Source organism: Devosia sp. ZB163, from assembly GCF_028613635.1.
Taxonomy (GTDB): Bacteria; Pseudomonadota; Alphaproteobacteria; order Rhizobiales; family Devosiaceae; genus Devosia_A.
Genome location: NZ_JAQRMY010000004.1, coordinates 453,877 through 474,744, shown reverse-complemented (window position 1 = coordinate 474,744; position 20,868 = coordinate 453,877). Strand labels below are relative to the sequence as shown.

21 protein-coding genes are annotated in these 20,868 nt (G+C 65.4%); 8 read left to right on the top strand and 13 right to left on the bottom strand.

What is annotated here, in order from left to right:
- Nucleotides 1–50 precede the first annotated feature (50 nt).
- Both PRN20_RS20580 and aspS read right to left on the bottom strand, forming a co-directional pair.
- Complete coding sequence (locus PRN20_RS20580) at nt 51–1,646, bottom strand: EAL domain-containing protein (protein WP_273959510.1); 1,596 nt, start codon at nt 1,644–1,646, stop codon at nt 51–53.
- A gap of 123 nt (nt 1,647–1,769) precedes the next feature.
- Nucleotides 1,770–3,539, bottom strand: coding sequence for an aspartate--tRNA ligase (gene aspS / locus PRN20_RS20575; RefSeq protein ID WP_273959509.1), 1,770 nt, complete (start codon nt 3,537–3,539; stop codon nt 1,770–1,772).
- 173 nt (nt 3,540–3,712) lie between these two features.
- Between aspS and rnd the strand changes: the two genes are divergently transcribed.
- On the top strand, nt 3,713–4,882 hold the full coding sequence (rnd, locus tag PRN20_RS20570) for a ribonuclease D (RefSeq protein ID WP_273959508.1): 1,170 nt from the start codon (nt 3,713–3,715) through the stop codon (nt 4,880–4,882).
- Between the two features lie 6 nt (nt 4,883–4,888).
- Here rnd and PRN20_RS20565 read toward each other — a convergent pair whose 3' ends face one another.
- The 4 genes from PRN20_RS20565 to PRN20_RS20550 are packed head-to-tail and all read right to left on the bottom strand — an operon-like array spanning nt 4,889 to nt 10,515.
- Nucleotides 4,889–6,427, bottom strand: coding sequence for a Ppx/GppA phosphatase family protein (locus tag PRN20_RS20565; protein WP_273959507.1), 1,539 nt, complete (start codon nt 6,425–6,427; stop codon nt 4,889–4,891).
- Nucleotides 6,424–8,598 carry an RNA degradosome polyphosphate kinase gene (locus PRN20_RS20560; RefSeq protein WP_273959506.1) on the bottom strand — a complete coding sequence of 725 codons (2,175 nt, stop codon included), beginning with the start codon at nt 8,596–8,598 and terminating at the stop codon, nt 6,424–6,426. The genes PRN20_RS20565 and PRN20_RS20560 overlap by 4 nt, the downstream gene beginning before the upstream one ends.
- Nucleotides 8,591–9,331 (bottom strand): hypothetical protein, encoded by a 741-nt coding sequence (locus PRN20_RS20555; RefSeq protein ID WP_273959505.1) that lies wholly within the window; start codon nt 9,329–9,331, stop codon nt 8,591–8,593. Before PRN20_RS20555 ends, PRN20_RS20560 begins: the two co-directional genes overlap by 8 nt.
- Complete coding sequence (locus tag PRN20_RS20550; RefSeq protein WP_273959504.1) at nt 9,328–10,515, bottom strand: AI-2E family transporter; 1,188 nt, start codon at nt 10,513–10,515, stop codon at nt 9,328–9,330. The genes PRN20_RS20555 and PRN20_RS20550 overlap by 4 nt, the downstream gene beginning before the upstream one ends.
- A 33-nt stretch (nt 10,516–10,548) precedes the next feature.
- Between PRN20_RS20550 and purM the strand changes: the two genes are divergently transcribed.
- Nucleotides 10,549–11,625 carry a phosphoribosylformylglycinamidine cyclo-ligase gene (gene purM, locus PRN20_RS20545; RefSeq protein WP_273959503.1) on the top strand — a complete coding sequence of 359 codons (1,077 nt, stop codon included), beginning with the start codon at nt 10,549–10,551 and terminating at the stop codon, nt 11,623–11,625.
- Nucleotides 11,613–12,218, top strand: a complete 606-nt coding sequence (gene purN / locus PRN20_RS20540; protein ID WP_273959683.1) for a phosphoribosylglycinamide formyltransferase — start codon at nt 11,613–11,615, stop codon at nt 12,216–12,218. Before purM ends, purN begins: the two co-directional genes overlap by 13 nt.
- On the opposite strand, the gene PRN20_RS20535 is transcribed toward purN, so the two are convergent.
- Nucleotides 12,206–12,835: a dihydrofolate reductase family protein gene (locus tag PRN20_RS20535; RefSeq protein WP_273959502.1), complete on the bottom strand. Its 630-nt coding sequence runs from the start codon at nt 12,833–12,835 to the stop codon at nt 12,206–12,208. The genes purN and PRN20_RS20535 overlap by 13 nt on opposite strands.
- Before the next feature lie 18 nt (nt 12,836–12,853).
- A complete protein-coding gene (locus PRN20_RS20530; RefSeq protein WP_273959501.1) occupies nt 12,854–13,798 on the bottom strand; it encodes a bifunctional helix-turn-helix transcriptional regulator/GNAT family N-acetyltransferase in 945 nt (314 codons plus the stop codon).
- A 150-nt stretch (nt 13,799–13,948) separates the two neighbouring features.
- Between PRN20_RS20530 and PRN20_RS20525 the strand changes: the two genes are divergently transcribed.
- The 3 genes from PRN20_RS20525 to PRN20_RS20515 all read left to right on the top strand — a co-directional run bounded on the left by PRN20_RS20525 (nt 13,949) and on the right by PRN20_RS20515 (nt 15,948).
- On the top strand, nt 13,949–14,335 hold the full coding sequence (locus tag PRN20_RS20525) for a tautomerase family protein (protein WP_273959500.1): 387 nt from the start codon (nt 13,949–13,951) through the stop codon (nt 14,333–14,335).
- Between the two features lie 3 nt (nt 14,336–14,338).
- Nucleotides 14,339–15,229: a DMT family transporter gene (locus PRN20_RS20520; protein ID WP_273959499.1), complete on the top strand. Its 891-nt coding sequence runs from the start codon at nt 14,339–14,341 to the stop codon at nt 15,227–15,229.
- Between the two features lie 134 nt (nt 15,230–15,363).
- Nucleotides 15,364–15,948, top strand: coding sequence for a carboxymuconolactone decarboxylase family protein (locus PRN20_RS20515; protein WP_273959498.1), 585 nt, complete (start codon nt 15,364–15,366; stop codon nt 15,946–15,948).
- Here PRN20_RS20515 and PRN20_RS20510 read toward each other — a convergent pair.
- From PRN20_RS20510 to PRN20_RS20490, 5 genes are all read right to left on the bottom strand, one after another.
- Nucleotides 15,945–16,412: a VOC family protein gene (locus PRN20_RS20510; protein ID WP_273959497.1), complete on the bottom strand. Its 468-nt coding sequence runs from the start codon at nt 16,410–16,412 to the stop codon at nt 15,945–15,947. The genes PRN20_RS20515 and PRN20_RS20510 overlap by 4 nt on opposite strands.
- 229 nt (nt 16,413–16,641) lie before the next feature.
- Nucleotides 16,642–18,144, bottom strand: coding sequence for an Asp-tRNA(Asn)/Glu-tRNA(Gln) amidotransferase subunit GatB (gene gatB / locus PRN20_RS20505; protein ID WP_273959496.1), 1,503 nt, complete (start codon nt 18,142–18,144; stop codon nt 16,642–16,644).
- Complete coding sequence (locus PRN20_RS20500) at nt 18,141–18,626, bottom strand: GNAT family N-acetyltransferase (protein ID WP_273959495.1); 486 nt, start codon at nt 18,624–18,626, stop codon at nt 18,141–18,143. The genes gatB and PRN20_RS20500 overlap by 4 nt, the downstream gene beginning before the upstream one ends.
- A 9-nt stretch (nt 18,627–18,635) precedes the next feature.
- Entirely contained in the window at nt 18,636–19,157 is a 522-nt protein-coding gene (locus PRN20_RS20495; protein ID WP_273959494.1) for a GNAT family N-acetyltransferase, read from the bottom strand.
- Between the two features lie 31 nt (nt 19,158–19,188).
- The gene (locus PRN20_RS20490) at nt 19,189–19,497 is read right to left on the bottom strand and encodes a chorismate mutase (protein WP_273959493.1); all 309 of its coding nucleotides are present in this window, start codon (nt 19,495–19,497) and stop codon (nt 19,189–19,191) included.
- A gap of 311 nt (nt 19,498–19,808) precedes the next feature.
- Between PRN20_RS20490 and PRN20_RS20485 the strand changes: the two genes are divergently transcribed.
- Nucleotides 19,809–20,066: a YjhX family toxin gene (locus PRN20_RS20485; protein ID WP_273959492.1), complete on the top strand. Its 258-nt coding sequence runs from the start codon at nt 19,809–19,811 to the stop codon at nt 20,064–20,066.
- A gap of 53 nt (nt 20,067–20,119) precedes the next feature.
- Nucleotides 20,120–20,857 (top strand): class I SAM-dependent DNA methyltransferase, encoded by a 738-nt coding sequence (locus tag PRN20_RS20480; RefSeq protein ID WP_273959491.1) that lies wholly within the window; start codon nt 20,120–20,122, stop codon nt 20,855–20,857.
- Nucleotides 20,858–20,868: the final 11 nt, after the last annotated feature.

Below are 20,868 nucleotides of genomic sequence, written 5' to 3'. Positions count from 1 at the left end.
CTCGCGAGTGGCGTCAGCTTGCGGCTGCGCCAGCGGTCGCGTCACCCCACTTAGGCCGCCGCAACCTGCGCCACAAGCGCCGGGTCGACCTCACCTGAACCATTCAGTGCCCGCGCCAGATCCTTGAACGGGGCAGCCTTGAGCGGCGGTGCAAACAGATAGCCCTGGGCCTGCACCACGCCGCGCCCGCGCAGGTAGAGCGCCTGGGCTTCCGTCTCGACGCCCTCGGCGACCACGTCGTTGCCGAGCTCCCGCGCCATCGAGATCAGCCCGTCCAGCACCGGCACCGCCGTCGTGTCGGGCTTGATCATCTCGACGAACACCCGGTCGATCTTGATGATGTCGACACCCAGTGTCTGGAGGTAGGCGAGGTTTGAGTGACCCGTCCCGGCGTCGTCCATGGCGATGCGGCAGCCGAGGGCATGGAGGCCCGCGATCACGCTCTGGGCCTGCTGCATCCTCTCGATCGGCTTGCGCTCGGTCACCTCGAACACCAGCTGGCGAAACTGGATCGCCGAGTTGGCGAAGATCGTCTGCACGTCGTCGACCACGCTGCCGTCACGGAAGTGACCTTCGAACAGGTTGATCGAAATCTTCAGCTCCGGCATGTCCGCACAAAGCCGCTCGAGGTCGACCTTCATCTGCTGCATGAGGCTCAGCGTCATCGGCAGCGCCAACCCCGTCACCTCGGCATACTCGATGAAGGCCCCCGGCGAGACGACCTCGCCGCTCTTCTTTTCCCACCGGCACAGCACCTCGCACCCTGCGAGCGCACCTGTCCTCAGGTTGATGACCGGCTGGTAATACGGCTTGAGCTCGCCCGCTGCGATGGCCCGCTCGAGGTCGAAGGCCGGCAGGTCGGATTTGCGCACATACTGCAGCGCCAGCACCAGGAAGGCGCCGCACATCAACGCCGCCACGACGGTGAAGCTCGCATCGAGGTCGGCATAATCCGCACGCACCATCGCGAACGGCACTGCCGCAGTCACGTGGATCGGCAGCTCCCCGACAAAGCTCTCCGCCCGAACGAATTCCGTCCGCCCGCGCTCGTCATAGGCACGCGCATCGCCAACGGTGATGATCTCGGCGCCATCCGCCAGTGTCAGCCTGACCATCGATGTCGGCTTCAGCCCGCCCACCAGGCTCTCGGCCTCCGCCGCCAGCACGGGCACGAAGGCAGACACCTTGCGCGCCGTCCCGAACGACTGGGTCACCTTGAGGGCCGGCACGCGAAGATCGGCATACTGCACCACTTCCAGCGTCTCGGTGTGGTTCGGCACCGTCAGCGGTCGGCTCAGCGCCGAGTATTTCACGTCCTTGCCCAGCGCGTCGCAATACTGCACGCCATCGGCATTCTCGACCAGAACCTGCTTGAGATAGATGCTCTGCTCGAGCTGCCGGTGCACGTTGGCGACGAAACTGGGCGTACAGAGCGACGGGCTGTCGGCGAGTATCCGCCGCAACGAGGCGATGGCCTCGTAGGCGGTGGCCTGGACCCGCGCCGCCACCGCATCCGCCGATTGCTGCAGAACGGCCCGCTCACGCACCCGAACGTAGGAATCGAGCACGAAATCCACCGCCAGCACCGGCAGGAATGCCGCGATGGCTGCAAGCAGCATCAGCGCATGCGAGTATTTAGACTTCACCCGACCGAATCCGAGCCCACGGAACTAGGCAGAATGTGCCTAGGTCATGGTTTACGGAATGTTAACGCGGCGAGAGAGTCAGTCCCAACCTGAAACGAGAAGGGCGCCACTGGCGCCCTTCGTTCAGTCCTTGACGATGACCCGGATGCCCAACTCGCGCAGCTGCTTGGGATCGGCCGGGCTCGGGGCGCCCATCAGCAGGTCTTCGGCCTGCTGGTTCATCGGGAACAGTGTGATCTCGCGCAGGTTCTGGGCGCCGCAGATCAGCATCACGATACGGTCGATACCGAAGGCCGCGCCGCCATGCGGCGGAGCGCCGTAATGGAAGGCGCGGTAGAGGCCGCCGAACTGCTGCTCGACCTCAGCGCGCGACTTGCCGGTCAGCTCGAACGCCCTCACCATGGTCTCGGGCAGCTGGTTACGGATCGAACCCGACGCGATCTCGAAGCCGTTGCACACCGCGTCGTACTGGTACGCCTTGATGGTCAGCGGATCCTGCGAGTTCAACGCCTCGATCCCGCCCTGCGGCATCGAGAACGGGTTGTGCGCGAAGTCGACGCGCTTCTCTTCCTCGTTCCACTCGTAGAACGGGAAGTCGACGATCCAGCAGAGCTTGAACTGGTCGAGCTCTGTCAGGTTCAGGTCGAGCCCGACCTTCACCCGCGCTTCGCCCGCGAACTTGTACATCTTGTCCGGCCGGCCGAGCACGAAGAACACGGCATCGCCATCAGCGAGATCGAGCTGGCTGCGGATCGCCGCCGTGCGCTCTTCGCCGATGTTCTTGGCCACCGGGCCCGAGCCCGCGCCATCCTTGAAGAAGATGTAGCCGAGGCCAGGCTGGCCCTGGGCCTGCGCCCAGGCGTTCATGCGATCGCAGAAAGCGCGCGAACCACCGGTCTTGGCCGGAATGGCCCAGACCTCGACCTTGTCGTCACTCGCGATCTGGTTGGCGAACACGCCGAAGCCCGAGCCGCGGAAGTGCTCGGTGACGTCCTGCATCTCGATCGGGTTGCGCAGGTCTGGCTTGTCCGAACCGTACTTGCGCACAGCGGTATCGTACGGGATGCGCGGCCATTCCTTGGTCACGGGCTTGCCGTCGGCAAACTCCTCGAACACCCCAGTGATCACCGGCTGCATGGTGTCCCAGACTTCTTCCTGGGTGACGAAGCTCATCTCGAGGTCGAGCTGGTAGAACTCGCCCGGCAGGCGGTCGGCGCGCGGGTCTTCGTCGCGGAAGCACGGCGCGATCTGGAAGTAGCGGTCGAACCCGGCCACCATCAGCAGCTGCTTGTACTGCTGCGGCGCCTGCGGCAGCGCAAAGAACTTGCCCGGGTGGATACGGCTCGGCACGAGGAAATCGCGCGCGCCTTCCGGCGACGACGCCGTCAGGATCGGGGTCGAGTACTCGGCAAAGCCGATATCGCCCATGCGCCGGCGCATCGACGAGATCACCTTGGTGCGCTTGACGATATTGGCGTGCAGCGTCTCGCGGCGGAGGTCGAGGAAGCGGTACTTGAGGCGGATGTCCTCAGGATAGTCGGGCTCGCCGAACACCGGCAGCGGCAGCTCGCTCGCTTCGCCGAGCACCTCGAGCTCGCGGATGAAGACTTCGACTTCGCCCGTCGGCTGCTTGGCGTTAATCGTCTCCGGCGTGCGCGCCTTCACTTCGCCGTCGACGCGGATGACCCACTCCGAGCGTACAGTCTCGGCCAGCTTGAAGGCCGCGGAATCGGGGTCGATCACGAGCTGCGTCAGCCCATAGTGATCGCGCAGGTCGATGAACAGCAGCCCGCCGTGGTCGCGCACGCGGTGCACCCAACCCGACAAGCGCACATTATTGCCCACGTCACCCGTACGAAGGGCGGCGCAGGTGTGTGTGCGATAGCGGTGCATTTGGCTCATCTCTTGTTTCTGAGGCAGGCGGATTCAGGGGCCGGACAAGCGCATGCAAGGCCCCGATTGTCAAGATTTCTGGCATCCGGCGGCAACCGAGGCGCGATTCGATGCTGGAAGGCCGCAGATTCGCCTGTTATTCAGAATTCAAAGCCTTACGACGAAAGAGTCTTATGGAGCTCATCACTTCGACCGACGTGCTCGCCGCCTTCTGCAAGCGTGCCGCCGGTCATGATTATGTGACGGTCGATACCGAGTTTCTGCGCGAAACCACATACTGGCCGAAACTTTGCCTGTTGCAGGCAGCCACCGAAGACGAAGCGGTCCTGATCGACCCCCTCGCCCCCGGCCTGGATTTGTCGCCCTTTCTCGATCTCCTCGCCAACGACAAGGTCCGCAAGGTCTTCCACGCCGCGCGGCAGGACATCGAGATCTTCGTGAAGCTGACGGGCAAGGTCCCCGCCAACATCTTCGACACCCAGATCGCCGCCTCCGTCTGCGGCTTCGGCGACAGCGTCAGCTACGACAACCTCGTCCGCTCGATCACCAAGGTCGAGCTCGACAAGTCGTCCCGCTTCACGGATTGGTCGGCCCGCCCGCTCTCGGAAAAGCAGAAGACCTACGCGCTGGCCGACGTGACCTACCTGCGCGACGTCTACAAGGCGCTGCTCAAGCAGGTCGATGACGCCGGCCGCTGGGACTGGGTCGAGGACGAGCTCGCCATCCTCGAGTCGATCCACACCTATGTCGTCCAGCCCGAGCATGCCTGGGAGCGGCTCAAGGCCCGCCTCAACAAGCCCCGCGACGTCGCCGCCCTGCGTGCCCTGGCCGCCTGGCGCGAGCAGAGGGCGCAGGACACCGACCAGCCGCGCAGCCGCATCCTCAAGGACGACGCCCTCATCGAGCTCGCCACCCAGCGCCCGCTCAACCCCGAGGGCTTCGACAAGCTGCGCGCCGTGCAGCGCGGCTACGGCCGCTCCTCCGCCGCCGGCGAGATCGTCTCGCTGCTCAAGGACGTCGAGGCGCTCAACAAGAACGAGCTGCCCAAGCTGCCCGACCGCTACCGCGGCCCCTCACCCAAGGGCGCCGTAGGCGACCTGCTGCGCGTGCTCCTCAAGTCCGTCGCCGAGGACAACGGCGTTGCCTCGCGCATCATCGCGACGTCAGACGAAATCGACGCCATCGTCCTCGATGACGATGCGGATGTCCCGGCCATGAAAGGCTGGCGCCGAAAGCTCTTCGGCGACAAGGCTCTTGCCATCAAGCACGGCAAGCTCGGCCTCGCCGCCGGCTCCAAGGGCGTCGTCGAGATCGAGATCATCGACGACGAGGACGAGGAATAGGGGGCCCTACCCCGTCACCACGTCCGACAGCTTGAACCCGGCCACGCCCGCCAGTTGATCCAGCCTGCCCCGCAGGTGCTCACCGTCGAGGAACGCCAGGTCCGGCGGAAGGTGCAGCGTCAGGATGGCGTTCGCCACCGAGAAACGGACGCGCGGCAGCACTCCGGGCATCGCCGCCGACATCGGGTAGGCGACGCGGAACAATGCGCCCAGCAGGCGCGCCCGTGCGCTCATCGCCGGGCCTGACAGCGCGAGCAGGTCGGCGCTGATCGATTTCTGCTTCAGCCCCATGTAGCGGACGGCCAGCACCTCGGCGAGAAACGCCCGCCCCGGATGATCGACGCCCGTGGCCGCGCCATAGGCCACCATGTCGACCGCCTGCTCACCACGATAGTCCGGGTGCCCGCGCCAGCCGATATCGGCGAGGTAGCACGCCACCTTGCGCAGGCGCGTCTCCTCCGCGTTCTCCCCTAGCCCGATCGCCTCGATGTAGCCCTCGGTGAATTCGATCAGGTCCTCGGCATGCTGGGGCGACCGCGAACGCAGCACGCTGATCTGCTCCGCCGTCTGCATCAGCGGGTCGACGGCACGCTCCACATCGTCGAGCGAGCCGTAGAGGTAGCCCTCGCGCACGCCCAGTGCCGAGAAGACCACGCTGTCGAACTGCCCCGCCTTCAGCACCTCGATCAGCACGGCCGCGCCGTACGGGACGAGGTCCCGCCGCCCGGAACTCACATTGTCAGAGCCGGGATAAACCTTGCCCATGGCGCTCGCGGCGACAATCTGCTCGCACAGCTCGAGCATATCGGCGGCGTCCACCTCGTAGTGCTGCACCATGTGCAGCGGATAGTTGCGCAGCACCTGATGCACCTTGGCGAGCGACCGCCACGTCCCGCCGACTGCACAGAAGGCGCCGCCCTGCCCCACGAGGAGATTGGACTTCTTGAGGCGGCGCTTGGCCACCGCCAGCGCCTTGGCAGGCGTGTTCTCGGAATCGTCCTGTATCCGGATCACGCCGAGCTCGAAGGTCTCGCCGGTCGAATCGGCTCCCCCCGCAATTGCCGAGAGCTCGAGGCTGCCGCCTCCGAGGTCGCCCACCACGCCGACGAATCCCGGCATGCCGGAGATCGCGCCGAGCGCGGCGAAATGCGCCTCCTCGGCCCCGGAGAGCACGGTCACCTTGGCGCCCATGATCTGCTCGACGGCATCGACGAAGGCCTTGGAATTGCTCGCATCGCGCACCGCCGAAGTGGCGAGGATGTGGGTCGCGCCCACGCGCATCAGCCGGGCCACCAGCGCAAAGCGCTGGATGGCGGTCAAGGCGCGGTCGATGTTCTCGTAGGCAATCTTGCCCGTCTGGGCGAGCCCACGCCCCAGCGCGCAGGCCGACTTCTCGTTGTAGAGCGGAGTGAGCGAGCGGGCATGCCGCTCATAAACGACGAGACGAACCGAGTTCGACCCAATATCGAGCACTGCTACGGGGCGCGCGCCTTTGATGCGGCCCTGAGCGGTGGGGTCGGCATCGACGCCCCAGTATTGATTCACTCGGCAGCTCTCTCTTCGTTGTCACGCTTGAGGGCAGTGCCGCGGCCCGAAAGGCTGGCGTGCGTCATGAAGTAGTCATGCGCATTGTACGGCTCCTCACCCTCCTTCGGTTTTACCCTATCGGAACTGCCGTCGGGAAGTACCTCCCAGCTCTGCTGGTTGTCTTTGAGGTAAGCGACCATCGTCCGATCGAGGATCTGCTCGTGCACTGTCGGGTTGAGGATCGGCACCATGACCTCGACGCGCCAGTCGAGGTTGCGCTGCATGATATCGGCCGAGCTCATGTAGACCTTGGCCTTGCGCGACGGCAGCGGCGCCCCCTGCCCGAAGCAGAAGATGCGGCTGTGCTCAAGGAAACGACCAACCACCGACTTCACCCGGATATTGTCCGAGAATCCCGGAATTCCTGGCCTCAGGCAGCATATGCCGCGCACGATCAGCTCGATCTTCACACCCTTGCGGCTGGCATCGTAGAGCGCGTCGATGATCTCGGGATCGACCAGCGCGTTCATCTTCAGCCAGATGTTGGCGGGCTCGCCGCGCTCGGCGAACTCCACCTCGCGGGAAATGCTGTCGAGCAGCGTCTGCCGCAGCGTCACCGGCGAGTAGGCGATCGCCTCCATCTCGGCGGGCCGGGCGTAGCCGGTGATGAAGTTGAACACCCGCGCCACGTCGCGCGTGATCGATGGCTCGGTCGTGAAATAGCTGAGGTCGGTGTAGATCTTGGCCGTGATCGGGTGGTAGTTGCCGGTCCCGAGGTGGCAGTAGCTGACCAGCTTGCCGTTCTCGCGCCGAACCACCTGGCTCATCTTGGCGTGCGTTTTCAATTCGATGAAACCAAACACAACTTGCGCGCCGGCCCGTTCGAGGTCGCGGGCCCAGCGGATATTGGCCTCCTCGTCGAACCGCGCCTTCAGCTCCACCAGCGCCGTCACCGACTTGCCGGCTTCCGCCGCCTGGATCAGCGCTTTCACGATCGGGCTGTCGCGCGAGGTCCGGTAGAGCGTCTGCTTGATCGCCACCACATCCGGGTCGCGCGCTGCCTGCATCAGGAACTGCGCCACCACGTCGAAGCTCTCGAACGGATGGTGGACGAGCAGGTCCTTGGCCCGGATGGCGGCGAAGATGTCGCCGTTGAAATCGCGGATGCGCTCCGGGTAGCGCGGCAGGTAAGGCACGAACTTGAGGTCGGGCCGCTCGATCGAGCAGATCCAGCTCGCGTCGGCGAGCCCGAGGAAGCCCTCGACCTCGAACGTGTCGGAAGCCTCGACGCCAAGTCGTTCGGAAATGTGCCGGCGCAGGGCGCGCGGCATCTTCTTCTCGATCTCGAGGCGGATCACCATGCCGCGCCGGCGCTGCCGCAGCGCCGACTCGAATTCCACCACCAGATCGGCCGCCTCGTCGTCGATTTCGATTTCGCTGTCGCGGATGATCCGGAACGCCCCCGAGCCCGAAACCTGATAGCCGGGAAACACCTTCGAGATGAACAGGTTGATCAGCGTATCGATGGTCACGACTTCGACGCGCCCGACCACTGCCAGGTCCGCCGGCAGCGTGATGAAGCGGTCGAGGTTCGAAGGCACGCGTACGAGCGCCGTCAGGGTCTGCGTCGAGCCTTCGCGAACCATTTCGAAGGCGAGCGTGAACCCGAGGTTCGGGATGAACGGGAACGGGTGCGCCGGGTCGACCGCGATCGGGGTCAGCACCGGGAAGATCTCCTCGCGGAACAGCTTCTGCAGGTACTTCACCTGCTCCGGCGTCAGGTCGTCCGCCTCATGGATCACCACGTCCTTGGCGAACAGCTCCTCGCGCAGCTGCTGCCAATGGTCCTGCTGCTCGAGGTGCAGGTGCTGGGCCAGCGTCGCGATCTCCTCGAGCTGCTCGGCCGGGCTCAGCCCATCGGCGCTCTGCTTGGTGAGGCCGGCGCGCAACTGGCCCTTGAGACCCGCCACGCGCACCATGAAGAACTCGTCGAGGTTGGTGGCCGAGATCGAAACGAAGCGCAGCCGCTCGAGCAGCGGGTGGTTCACATTGCCCGCCTCCTCGAGAACGCGCATGTTGAACTGCAGCCAGCTGACCTCGCGGTTCACGAAGCGGGCCGGGCTCTGCCGCAGCTCGGCGACATCCGGGGCCTCGGCTGTCTCAACGGCGATCTCGCTCAGCTCATTCATCGTTTTCGGTTCCGAAAGCCATCTCGAGTTGCCCTTCGTCGCGTAGCGCACTGCGGCGCATCAGCGCCTCGCTTGCGATCGAACGGGTGATCGCCGTGCCGCGTTCCAGCGCCATGCGATCCATCATGTCCACCAGGCCGACCGCCTCCTCGGAGGAGCGCTCCATGCGGGCCACGAGGTACGCGATGATCTTGGGGTCTACCGCCACTTGGCGGTCATCGAACAACTTCACGAACATCTGTGACAACTGGATGTCGTCGCTCAGTGACACGCCGAAATGGGCCGCGAGTCGAGCCCGCGATTTCAGATCATCGGTCGCAAACGGCCAGTTTGCAACGGGTTCCCGTGCGGTCAGCAGCAGCGGCCGGCGATCGCGCATGGATTGGTTGAGCAGGTGGAACAGCGCCGCCTCCTCGTAACCGGCGCGATCGGCATCTTCCACCACCAGCGGTCGCGTCCCGCCTTCGCGCGACAACGCCTCGGCAGTGTCCGGCGTGGCATAGTCGGCATCCGCGAATTCGGCCCAGATCCGCGCCAGGTGCGACTTGCCCGAACTCGCTGCACCCTCGATCAGCGTGAGCGGCCCGGGCCAGTGCGGAAAGGCGAGGATATGCGCGTGAGCCAGCTGGTTGCCCTCGCCCACGATGAAGTCGGCCTCCGCATGAGACGGCTCATGCCCGAGTTCCAGCGCCAGTTGCCCGGCCCCCGACGTAGCCGGATCGGATATGATCATTTCCGGGCCGTGGCGCGCGCCTTGGCCGGCTGCGGCTGCGGCTCTGGCGCCGGTTCGACGGGCTCCGCTTCTTCCCCCAGGTAGAGACTCGACTGCTGGTACTTGGTCAGCGCGTAGCGCGTCAGCACGCCGGAAATTGCGGCCAGCGGCACCGCCAGCAGCAGACCCACGAAGCCGAACAGCAGCGCGAAGGCGAACAAGGCGAACATCAGCCACACCGGGTTGATGTTGATGCTCTGCCCCACGAGCTTGGGGTAGAGGATGTTGGCCTCGAGGAACTGCCCCACGAGGTAGACAGCGAGGATGATCACCACGAACACCCACTGCTCGGGCCAGAACTGCACCAGCGCCACCGTCATCGAAAGCGCGAAGCCGATGAAGAAGCCGACATAGGGCACGAAGCTGAGCAGGCCCCCGATCAGCCCGATGGCGAGCCCGTAGTTGAGCCCGCTCAGCGTCAACGCCGTCGAATAGTAGACACACAGCACCAGGATCACGCCGCCCTGCCCGCGGATCACGCCAGCCATGGCGCGGTCGATGTCGCGCAGCACGCCCCTGATCTCTGCCTGGTGCTGGCGCGGCAGCAGGTCGTCCGCCTTGCGCATCATGCCTTCCCAGTCCACCAGCAGGTAGAACGCCACCACCGGGGTGATGAACAGCACCGCAATCGTGTTGATCACCGTGAGCCCGCTCGCCGCCAGCGTGGCCGTCACCAGACCGGCGAACTCCACACCGCGACCGATAAGGTCGGCCAGGCTGTTCTCGAGCTGAGCCGTCCGCTCCGGGCCGAGCCATTCGGTGAATTGCGGCGCCCACTCGCGCAAAAGCTCCTGCAGCGCCGAGACATAGCCCGGCAGCCCGGCGATCAGCCCGCCGACCTGAGCTGCCACCAACGGCACCAGCGCCAGCAGCAGCCCGACCAGCAGCACGATCCCGCCCGTCAGCACCAGCATCGCCGCCCAGCTGCGGCCGATCCCCATCTTCTGCAGCCAGTTGACCACCGGATTGAGCAGATAGGCGAGCGTCAGGCCCACTACGAACGGCAGCAGGATCGAACGAAAGACCCATAGGAGCAGGATAGCGAAAAGGAACAGGCCGACCCATATGAGGACCTGGTTCCTGAGGCCCATCGTTTTGGGCGTCTCTTGCGTCACCGAGGTGGAGCGGTTATCAGCGCTCGACAATTCCGCTACCCCTGAAATCTGGCGAACAGGCCCATGTCCGACGCGCAAAAAGTGCCACCAAACGGCCTCTCGTACAAGCAGGCGGGGGTCGACATAGACGCCGGCAACGCGCTTGTCGAGGCCATCAAGCCCGCCGTCCGCTCCACCCGCCGTCCCGGCGCCGATGCGGAAATCGGCGGCTTCGGCGGTCTGTTCGATCTGAAGGCGGCAGGTTTCACCGATCCCATCCTCGTCGCAGCCAATGACGGTGTCGGCACCAAGCTCAAGATCGCCATCGAAACGGGCAACAATAGCACAATTGGCCAGGACCTCGTGGCCATGTGCGTCAACGACATCATCGTGCAGGGCGCCGAGCCCCTGTTCTTCCTCGATTACTTCGCCACCGGTAAGCTTGACGTTACCGTTGGCGCCGCCATCGTCGAAGGCATCGCCGAAGGCTGCCGCATTGCCGGCTGCGCCCTCATCGGCGGCGAGACGGCCGAGATGCCCGGCATGTATTCTGGCAAGGACTACGACCTCGCCGGCTTCGCCGTCGGCGCCGCCGAGCGCGGCACGCTCCTGCCCCGCCCCGATATCGCGGCCGGCGACGTGCTCGTCGCCCTCGCCTCCTCGGGCGTCCACTCCAACGGCTATTCGCTTGTCCGCAAGATCGTCGATATCTCGGGCATCGACTGGTACCTCCCGGCCCCGTTCGAGCCCGGCAAGTCGCTTTCCGACGCCCTGCTCGTCCCCACCCGCATCTACGTGAAGCCGCTCCTCTCTGCCCTCAAGGCCGGGATCGGCATCAAGGCGCTGGCCCACATCACGGGTGGCGGCTTCATCGACAACATCCCGCGCGTTCTGCCCGACGACCTCTCAGCGCATGTGCAGCTCGACCGCATCCGGGTCCCCAAGGTGTTCGGCTGGCTCGCCCGCGTCGGCGGCATGGATGAGCGCGAGATGCTCCGCACCTTCAACTGCGGCGTGGGCATGCTGTGCGCCGTCGCCAGCGAAGACGCCAGCAAGCTCGTCGAGCATCTCGGCGCCGCCGGCGAAACTGCCGCGATCGTCGGCGAACTGCGCCCCCGCACCGGCGAAGCAGTGACCTTCGAAGGCGCATTAGCGCTGTGACGGACCCCAAGAAGCGCGTCGCCATCCTGATTTCCGGCCGCGGGTCGAACATGGAGGCGCTGATCGCCGCCGCCAAGGCGCCGGACTACCCAGCGCAGATCGTTGGCGTCTTCTCCAACAAGCCTGATGCGGGAGGCCTCCGCACCGCCGCCACGCACGGCATCGCCACCGCCTGGCGCTGGCACAAGGACTACCCCAGCCGCACCGGCTTCGAGCTCGCCCTCTCCGACGTCCTGAGGCTATGGCGCCCGGACATCATCGCCCTCGCCGGCTTCATGCGCATCCTGACGCCCGAGTTCACCGAGAAGTGGAAGGGCCGGATGATCAACATCCACCCCTCGCTGCTGCCCAAGCATAGGGGCCTGCACACCCACGAGGCGGTCCTCGCCGCCGGCGACAAGGAACACGGCTGCACCGTGCACTTCGTCTCTCCCGGCGTCGATGAAGGCCCCACGATCCTCCAGGCCCGCGTCCCGGTCATCCCCGGCGACACGCCCGATTCGCTCGCCGAGCGCATCCTCGTTGAGGAGCACCGCATCTACCCCGAGGCCCTTGCGCTGGTCGCCCGCGGCGCCGCCACCTACACCGGCTGAGCTTCCGCCAGGGTGTAGTCCGGCGCGTAGACGGTCAGCACCTTGCCCGAGCCGGGCCACGTCTCCGACCGCAGAAGCCGCAACGGCACCGCCGGACGCGCCGCGAAGAACGGCACCCCCTCGCCTCCGACGATCGGGAAGTAGGTGATGTGGATCTCGTCCACCAGCTGCTTGGCCAGCAGGTCCTGCCAGAGCAGCCGGCTGAGGATGACGAGAATGTCCCCACCCGGCTCGGCCTTCAGCTCGGCAATGCGCGCCGCCCCTGCATCACGCCCGATGATCTCGGTGTTTTCCCACGGCGCGAGTTCGTCGCGCCCCAGCCGATCCGAGATCACCAGCTTGGGCCGTTCCGCGATCAGCTCCGCAAACGCCCGTCGCACCGGCGTACCCTCCGGGTTGTCGCGCATGCCGGGCCAGTACTGCTTGTTGCCGAGGAATGCCTTGCGGCTCAGCAGCAGGTAGTCTGCCGCCTTCAGCCGTTCGAGGTTGTAGTCGTCGAAGCTCGGATCGGCGTGATAGTCCGGGTGAAAGTACCGGAACAACGGCCCGATATCGCTGTTCGGCCCGTCGTACAGTCCGTCGAGCGTCGCGAAGTTGCTGATCACCACCTTGCGCATGCCGTCCTCCCTCATGCGTCACCCACGCCAGATCATGTAAACATTTGCCCGGCTGTAATGGGAGTCCGCCTTCACCGCCGGCTGATGCTCGAAGCCGGCACTCTCGTACAACCGGATCGCTGTCGCCAGCTTGGTGTTCGTCTCGAGGAAGAGCTCGCGCCCGCCCAGCCGCCGGAACTCGGCGATCGCCGCCTCGATCAGCGCCCGCCCGATCCCCAGCCCCTGCATGGCGGGGTCGACCCCCATCTTTGTCAGCTCGAACTCGCCGGGCTTCACCTGCATCAGCGCGCATGTCCCCACCACCTCGTCGCCGAGCTGGGCGAAGAGGATCTCCCCGCCGGTCGAGAGGATCACCCCCTCCGGGTTCGACAGCACCTCGATATCGTAGGGCTCGAGTTGGAAGTAGCGCTGCAGCCAGTCCGCGTTCAGCCGATAGAAATGGTCGCGCAGTTCGGGCCTGAACGGCACGATCCGCACACCCTCGTCGCGATATGCCGCCGCACGCTTCGTGATAGTCTCGATCAGTTGCGGCCCCGGCACCTGTGCCAGCGCATCCAGCGTCGCTGCGTCCAGCCCATTCTCCCGCACCCGCTGCTCGATGCCCTCCCGCATCGCCCGCCACAGCGGCTTGGCCGTGCGGATCGCCGCCTCGGATTTGCGCGTGAGCGACAGTCGCCGTGTCCGCCGATCGTCGGCGTCGCTCGCGGCACTCAGCCATCCCCCGGCCACCAGCTTGTTCGCCATCTGGCTGATGGCCGAGTGCGTCTGGCCCACCGCAGTGGCAATCTCGCCCACCGTCATCGGACCACGGTCGTGCAGAAGCCTGAGGATGGGGAACCAGCGCCCCTGCAGCTCGATGCCTTGCTGGGCGTAGAGGTCGTCGGCCATCGCGTAGAGCTGGTCGCTGATCGCCTTCAGCTGGCTGCCCAGCGAAAGCAGCCCCATTTCGGACAGGTAGGTCACGGCGCAGTCCTCCCTTGCGATTTATGTAAGCACTAACATATCTCCGGACAGGCCGCCAATCCATCACCGGAATCGATCGCAGCCATTGTGAAAATCGGTTCGACGCGACTCCGTTGCGCCCCTATTTTGCGCACAAACGGAGAACGCCTGATGCCCTCGACCCGCATCGAAACCCGCGCCGGCTGGATCGGCGACCGCCACGAGGCGCTGATCGCCGCAGTCCAGCGTGCCATCGTCGAAGGCATTCGCATTCCAGAGGGCGACCGCGACATCCGGGTCCTCGAGTATCCGCCCCATGCCTTCGCGCCGCCCCCGGGCCGCGGCGCCAACTACACCGTGGTCGAGATCTCCATGTTCTCCGGCCGCTCCCACGACGCCAAGCGCCGCCTCTACGGCGCCCTCGCCCGCGAACTCGCTGCCTTCGGCGTCGACATCGCCGACCTCAAGGTCGTCATCCACGACACACCGCGCGAGAACTGGGGCCTCAGGGGCCAGTCCGCCGCCGATATCGAACTCTCCTTCAAGGTTGAAGTCTGACCCATGCCCCTCCGTTATTGGCTACTCATCATCCTGCTCGGCGCAGTCTGGGGCTGCTCGTTCCTGTTCAACGCAGTGCTCATCCGTGAGATCAGCCCACTCTGGGTCGCTGCAGGCCGCGTCACCATCGGTGCCGCCATCTGCTGGGTCGTCTTCTTCGCCACCCGCAAGAAGCTCCCGACGGACCTCAGCCTCTATCCGCAGTTCCTCATCCTCGGCATCCTCAACTACGCCATCCCCTTCGCCCTCTTTCCCTTCGCCGAAGAGACGGTCGCGAGCTCGATCGTCGGCGTCATCAACGGCATGACGCCCATGACCACGGTGATCGTCTCCCAGCTCTGGCGAGGCGGCGAGAAGGCAACCTGGAACAAGGTCGCCGGTGTCGCCCTCGGCTTTGCCGGCGCGGTCATCCTCGCCCTGCCCTCGCTCGGCGTCGGCGCATCGGCCCAGATCGTCGGCCTGCTCGCCGCCTTCATCGCCACGCTCTGCTATGCCATCACGCTCAACTACGCGCGCCGCTTCGCCAAGGTGGAGCCCTACGCCGTCGCCTCGGCGTCGCTCACCGGCGCCGCACTAGTCTCCATTCCCGTGGCGCTCTTCTTCTCCGGCATCCCCATCATTACCCGCCCCGAGACCTGGGGAGCGCTGTTCGGCATCTCGGTGTTCTCGACCAGCTTCAGCTTCCTTCTCGTCTACTGGCTGCTGCCGCGCGTCGGCGCCACCAACCTCTCCCTCAACACCTTCATCACCCCGATCTCCGCGATCCTGCTCGGCGTCCTCGTCCTCCACGAGCGCTTCGAGTTGATCCACATCCTCGGCATCATCGTGATCTTCCTCGGCCTCCTCTTCATCGACGGCCGCCTGGTCAAAGGCTGGCGCAGAGCCCCCGCCTGATCCTCCCCCGCGGGGCGAGGGAGGGGGACCAGCGAAGCCGGTGGAGGGGGCGGCGGCCCGCCCACTCCATTCACCGCCCATTCATCTCCCCCGCCCCACGCTCGGTCATCATATGACCGAGGGGGAGGTTCACCATGTTCATCGAGACCATTGCGCCAGCCGAGGCCACTGGCGAGATCGCCGAGATGTATGCCGGCGACATCAGGAACTTCGGCTTCGTCATGGAGGGCACCAGCTGCTGGACCGCCCTTCCCCACATCGCCCCGCTGATCGAGCACCTCCTGCAGAAGTCGCGCAGCGAGTTCACCCTGGGCCTTCGCGCCTGGCGGCTCATCACCCTGATCGCCGCAAAGCAAATCCCGTCAACCTACTGCTCGCACGTCTATGCCAAGCTCCTCGTCAAGGACATCGGCTCGCATGAGCAGGTCCTCGCCATCCAGCGCGATTTCCGCACCGCCGGCCTCGATGAGCGCGAGGTCGCCATGCTCGCCTACGCCGAGCATGTCACCATCGATGCCAGCCGGACCACCCGCGCCGATATCGACCGGCTGCGCGCAGTCGGCTTCACCGACCGCCAGATCGCCGAGATCGCCTTCTGCGCCGCCTACCGCTGCTTCATGAGCCGCTACTTCGATGCCGTCGGCGCCACGCCGGAACCGTTCTTCTTCGATCCCGATCCCGCGTTCCGCGCCGCCATGACAGTCGGCAAGCCGATCTAGCCCGGCCGGTCCACCGGCTGCGGCAGGTCGATGGCCGTGCCGCGGTCGGGAGGCACCTCGTGCACATCGCCCCGCAGCACCGCCTCCCTGGTCGGCGTCGAGATATCGATCACCATGCCGTTCAAGTCGCGGATAAGCGCCCTCGTCTGTCCGTAATCCAGCGCCGTTGGCTCGGACACGACGTCGGCGCCGAGCGCCCGCGCCTTGTCGAGCACCGCGAACACGTCGGTTACCTCGAAGGTCAGGTAGGTGCCCTCATGCATGCCCCAGGCGTGCCGGGGGGTGTACTGGCTCATCTGGTCGAGCAGCCCGATCTGCACGCTGGGCTGCCCCTTGGGCGTCAGCACCACGAACCAGTCGCTCTCGTAGATCGTGTCGAGATCGAACAGCTCCCGATAGAAGTCGGCACTGTCGGTGAGATCCTTGCACAGGACATTGAACAGCACGCGGTTGAGCACGGACATGGTGGCCTCCGGACGACTTGGCTAACCAGCGTCAACGGGGGCTCGCCCATAGCGGTTCCCTCAATGCTCGCGCTTCAATCTGGCCGGCCCGGTGCGGGAAGCACTTGCCATCCGCGTCCATGGCGCCTATGTGACAGCCGCTGATCGGGCTTCGCCGCCCGTTTGGTTGGGCCCGTCCGGAGTTTCCACCTCCTGGTCGGGCCCTCTTATTTTCGGCAGTAGCCTGCTGCTACTCGATCCCCAGCTTCTTCTTCAGCAGTTCGTTCAGCGCCTGCGGGTTGGCCTTGCCACCCGAGGCCTTCATGGCCTGGCCGACGAACCAGCCCAGCATGGTCGGCTTCGCCTTCACGGCCTCCACCTGGCCCGGGTTGGCTGCGATGATCTCGTCGATCACCTTCTCGATCGCACCGAGGTCGGTCACCTGCTTCATGCCGCGCCGCTCGACGATCTCGGCCGGCTCACCCTCGGGCTCCTCGGCTATGATCACCTGCAGCAGGTCCTTGGCGCCCTTGGACGAGATGGTGCCCGCTGCCACGAGATCGACGATGCCCGCGATCTGGCCGGGCTTGATGTGCGTCTCGAAGACGCTGAGCCCCTGGCTGTTGGCATAGGCCGCGATGTCGCCATTGACGAGGTTGGCCACCGCCTTGCCGTCGCGCTTGCCGTTGCCGAACTTCACGGCCGCCTCGTAGTAGTCTGCCGACTCGCGCTCGAGCGTCAGCACCATAGCGTCATAGGGGGTGACGCCATAGTCCTTGATGAAGCGCTCCTGCTTGTCGTCAGGCAGTTCCGGCAGATGCTGCGCCAGGTCGTCGATGAACGCCTGGTCGAATTCTAGCGGCAAGAGGTCCGGATCGGGGAAGTAACGATAGTCGTGCGCCTCTTCCTTGGAGCGCATGGAGCGCGTCTCGCCCGTCTTGGGGTCGTAGAGCCGCGTCTCCTGGTCGATGCTGCCGCCATCCTCGAGAATGTCGATCTGGCGGCGCGCCTCGAACTCGATCGCCTGTCCGGCGAAACGGATCGAGTTCACGTTCTTGATCTCGCAGCGCGTGCCGAACTCGCCGCCCGGCCGCCGTACCGACACGTTGATGTCGGCGCGCATGGAGCCCTCCTCCATGTTGCCGTCGCAGGTGCCGAGATAGCGCAGGATCGTGCGCACCTTGCTCAGGTACGCCTTGGCCTCGTCGGACGAGCGCAGGTCCGGCTTCGACACGATTTCCATCAGCGCCACGCCCGACCGGTTGAGATCGACGAAGCTCATGTTCGGATGCTGGTCGTGGATCGACTTGCCCGCGTCCTGCTCGAGGTGCAGCCGCTCGATGCCGATCTCGATGTGCTCCGCGCCGCCCATGTCGAGGAACACCGAGCCCTCGCCCACGATCGGATCTTTGAACTGGCTGATCTGGTAGCCCTGCGGCAGGTCCGGGTAGAAGTAGTTCTTGCGATCGAAGATCGAGCGCTTGTTGATCTGCGCCCTCAGCCCCAGCCCGGTCCGCACCGCCTGGCGCACGCACTCGGCATTGATCACCGGCAGCATGCCGGGCATCGCCGCGTCGACGAACGACACGTTGGCATTGGGCGGCGAGCCGAACTCGGTCGACGAGCCGGAGAACAGCTTGCTCTCGGACAGTACCTGGGCATGCACTTCCATGCCGATGACGATCTCCCAGTCCCCCGTGGCTCCCTTGATGAAGCTCTTGGGGTTCGGGGTGCGCGTGTCGATTAGTGTCATGGGCTCAGGCTCTTGTTCATTCCAACTTTGTCTATGGCATAGCCGAGCGCCAGGGAAAACTTCTCTGCGCGCCAGACGATGCTGAATCCGTGTCGCTCGTAGAAGCGCACGGCTCCCACGTTGGCCGCCAGGGTCTCCAACTCGGCAACCGGATGCCCCGCGACGCTGGCCTGCTCGACCAGTGCGTTCAGTAGCAGTCCCCCGATCCCGCGCCCCTGCGCCTCAGGTGCAACCCACAGGTCGGAGATCAACTGGTCGCCATGCTCGCGCGCGCCCCAGCCAACCGGGTCACCATCCGCTTCCGCCACCAGCATGGTGGCCGAGTGGTCCACGCCGAACGACCTGAACTCGCCGCGCAGCCGGCGGCGGTCGGCGCGGCCGGCATCGTTCAGTGCAAACGCACTGGCCTCCCACGTGGCAAAGCCGATGTCACCAAGCGCCGCGGCCTCCTCGGGGCGGGCACGCCGCAACGTCACGCTCATGGCTGGACCTCAGTCTTCGTCGCTCTCGAGAGAACCGCGATAGGGCGCGAGCCGCTTCTCGAGGCGGATACTCAGCAGCGGATCGCTGCCCTGCGGGCCTTCGCGTTTCAGCACGAGAATCCGGTAGCCCTGGTGCTGGTAGAAGTTCACCGCCCGCACGTTGTCGCTGAGCGTATCGAGCTGCACTCTGTCCGCACCCTCGAGTTCGAGGATCGATTCCATGCGGCGCAGGAGCAGCTTGCCGATCCCCTGGTTCTGCAGGGACGGAGTAACGAACAGGTACGGGATGTAGGCCCGGCTGCGGGCCCGGGCGCACCAGCCGACGGGAACACCGTCGATCTCGGCGACGATCGTCCGATCGAGCAGTTCGTGCACGGCCATGCCGAGCCGGCGCTTTTCGTTCTGGCGGCTTGCCGCCTCGCCGGAGAGAAAGGGCCTCAGGTCGCGTTCCCAGGCGAGCAGCGCAAGGTCTGTCAGCCGCTCCGCTTCGCTTGCCACGGCCTGTCTGACGATGATCTCCGGCGCAGTCATCTGATCGGCTCCGTAATGCAGCCAGCCTAGCCTAACCGTGGCGCTTGCGTGCAGCGATAATGCCCTTTTCGTAGTTCACATTCCAGTTGATCAGCGTGCGCCAGATCAGCTCCGCCTGATCCTCGTCGAGATCGAGCTCCTCGGCACGCTTGCGCTGCTTGGCGATGATCGCCTCGATCCGCGTCGGGTCATAGGCCTCGTGCGGGTCGGTCTTGATCTCGGCCATGCGCGTTACGTAGCTGTGCCGCTCGGCGAGAAGTGACAGCAGTCCCTGGTCGATGCGGTCGATTTCGGCGCGCACGTCTTCCTTGGTCTGGCATTCGGCGGGGGCTTTGGTCACGGGGAGGCACTCGGCGGATTGGGAGAGAGTTGCTGGTTTGCACCGCCTCGCCATTGTTTGCAACCGACCTCTGGCCCCGGCGCCACTCAGCAGCTATTCATCGCTCGTTCATCGGCGCGGCGGCATCACGTCTGCTGCACTGACCCAAGGTGTTTCATGTCTAGCAAAGTTGAGATTGCGTAATACCCCGTCCGCCCGCTGAGCCCTGTGGCCAGCGACGAGTTGCGACGGGGTTACCGGAACCACGCTGCCTGCCAAGCGAGATGCTGGCCGGGGCGTTCTTTCCACGCATCCCAAGGTCTAGACTTTCCATGGATATCTCCCGCCAGGAGCAGCGGGTGCTGCACGTCCTCGCACAGGGCGGCCGCATTCGTGCCCTCAAATCCGAAGCCGGCAAGCTTGTCGGCGTCGAATGTATCAACCGCGACGGCTGGCTGATGGAACGGTGCACCCTGCCCCTGTTCAAGAAGCTGAGAAGCAAGAAGGCCATCGCATCGAGTAACGGTCAGCCCTACCGCATCACGCGACGCGGGCTGGAACTCGCGAGGAGCGAGTTCGACAATCGCTAGCGCAGCAGGGAGCGGCATGATCACAGCCGCTCCCGCCCCAAAAGGAGCCGAGAATGCAGCACAAGGACATCTGGGACGCCGCGGCGGCCAAGTCCTACGACACCCCCGGCATCGGAATGTTCGATCCGGTCCTGCTTGCACAGACCACCGACCGCCTCGTAGCCCTGGCCGAAGGCGGCCGGGCCCTGGAGTTCGCCATCGGCACCGGCCGCGTCGCCATTCCGCTGTTGGAGCGCGGCGTGCCCGTCGCGGGAATAGAACTTGCAGCGCCTATGGTCGATGAGCTGCGCACCAAGGTCGACGCTGCATCGCTGCCTGTTGTGATCGGGGACATGACCACCAGCACCGTCGAAGGCCAGTTCTCCCTGGTCTTTCTCGTCTTCAACGGCATTTCGAACGTGCTGACACAAGCCGAGCAGGTCGAGTGCTTCCGCAACGCGGCGCGGCATCTGTCACCGGGCGGCCGGTTTGTCATCGAACTTTGGGTGCCCGACCTGCGCCGGCTGCCGCCGGGCTCGCAGGCCACGGTGTTCACTTCCGAGCCCGGCTACATCGGCCTCGACACCGTCGACATCCTCAACCAGATCGTAGTCTCGCACCACTTCCGCTTCGACGAACGCAATCAGACGACACTGTTCCGCTCCCCGCACCGCTACGTCTGGCCCGCCGAACTCGACCTCATGGCGCAACTCGCCGGCTTCTCGCTGGAATCACGGCACGCCGACTGGGCCGGCACGCCCTTCACCGCAGAATCCCGTTCACACGTATCGGTATATCGTCTGGAAACCTAGAGCCGCGCAGC

Coding starts and splice junctions, on each gene's coding strand:
- aspS (WP_273959509.1), bottom strand. CDS start 3,539: ATGCACCGCTATCGCACACACACCTGCGCCGCCCTTCGTACGGGTGAC.
- rnd (WP_273959508.1), top strand. CDS start 3,713: ATGGAGCTCATCACTTCGACCGACGTGCTCGCCGCCTTCTGCAAGCGT.
- PRN20_RS20560 (WP_273959506.1), bottom strand. CDS start 8,598: ATGAATGAGCTGAGCGAGATCGCCGTTGAGACAGCCGAGGCCCCGGAT.
- PRN20_RS20555 (WP_273959505.1), bottom strand. CDS start 9,331: ATGATCATATCCGATCCGGCTACGTCGGGGGCCGGGCAACTGGCGCTG.
- purM (WP_273959503.1), top strand. CDS start 10,549: ATGTCCGACGCGCAAAAAGTGCCACCAAACGGCCTCTCGTACAAGCAG.
- PRN20_RS20535 (WP_273959502.1), bottom strand. CDS start 12,835: ATGCGCAAGGTGGTGATCAGCAACTTCGCGACGCTCGACGGACTGTAC.
- PRN20_RS20525 (WP_273959500.1), top strand. CDS start 13,949: ATGCCCTCGACCCGCATCGAAACCCGCGCCGGCTGGATCGGCGACCGC.
- PRN20_RS20520 (WP_273959499.1), top strand. CDS start 14,339: ATGCCCCTCCGTTATTGGCTACTCATCATCCTGCTCGGCGCAGTCTGG.
- PRN20_RS20515 (WP_273959498.1), top strand. CDS start 15,364: ATGTTCATCGAGACCATTGCGCCAGCCGAGGCCACTGGCGAGATCGCC.
- PRN20_RS20510 (WP_273959497.1), bottom strand. CDS start 16,412: ATGTCCGTGCTCAACCGCGTGCTGTTCAATGTCCTGTGCAAGGATCTC.
- gatB (WP_273959496.1), bottom strand. CDS start 18,144: ATGACACTAATCGACACGCGCACCCCGAACCCCAAGAGCTTCATCAAG.
- PRN20_RS20500 (WP_273959495.1), bottom strand. CDS start 18,626: ATGAGCGTGACGTTGCGGCGTGCCCGCCCCGAGGAGGCCGCGGCGCTT.
- PRN20_RS20495 (WP_273959494.1), bottom strand. CDS start 19,157: ATGACTGCGCCGGAGATCATCGTCAGACAGGCCGTGGCAAGCGAAGCG.
- PRN20_RS20485 (WP_273959492.1), top strand. CDS start 19,809: ATGGATATCTCCCGCCAGGAGCAGCGGGTGCTGCACGTCCTCGCACAG.
- PRN20_RS20480 (WP_273959491.1), top strand. CDS start 20,120: ATGCAGCACAAGGACATCTGGGACGCCGCGGCGGCCAAGTCCTACGAC.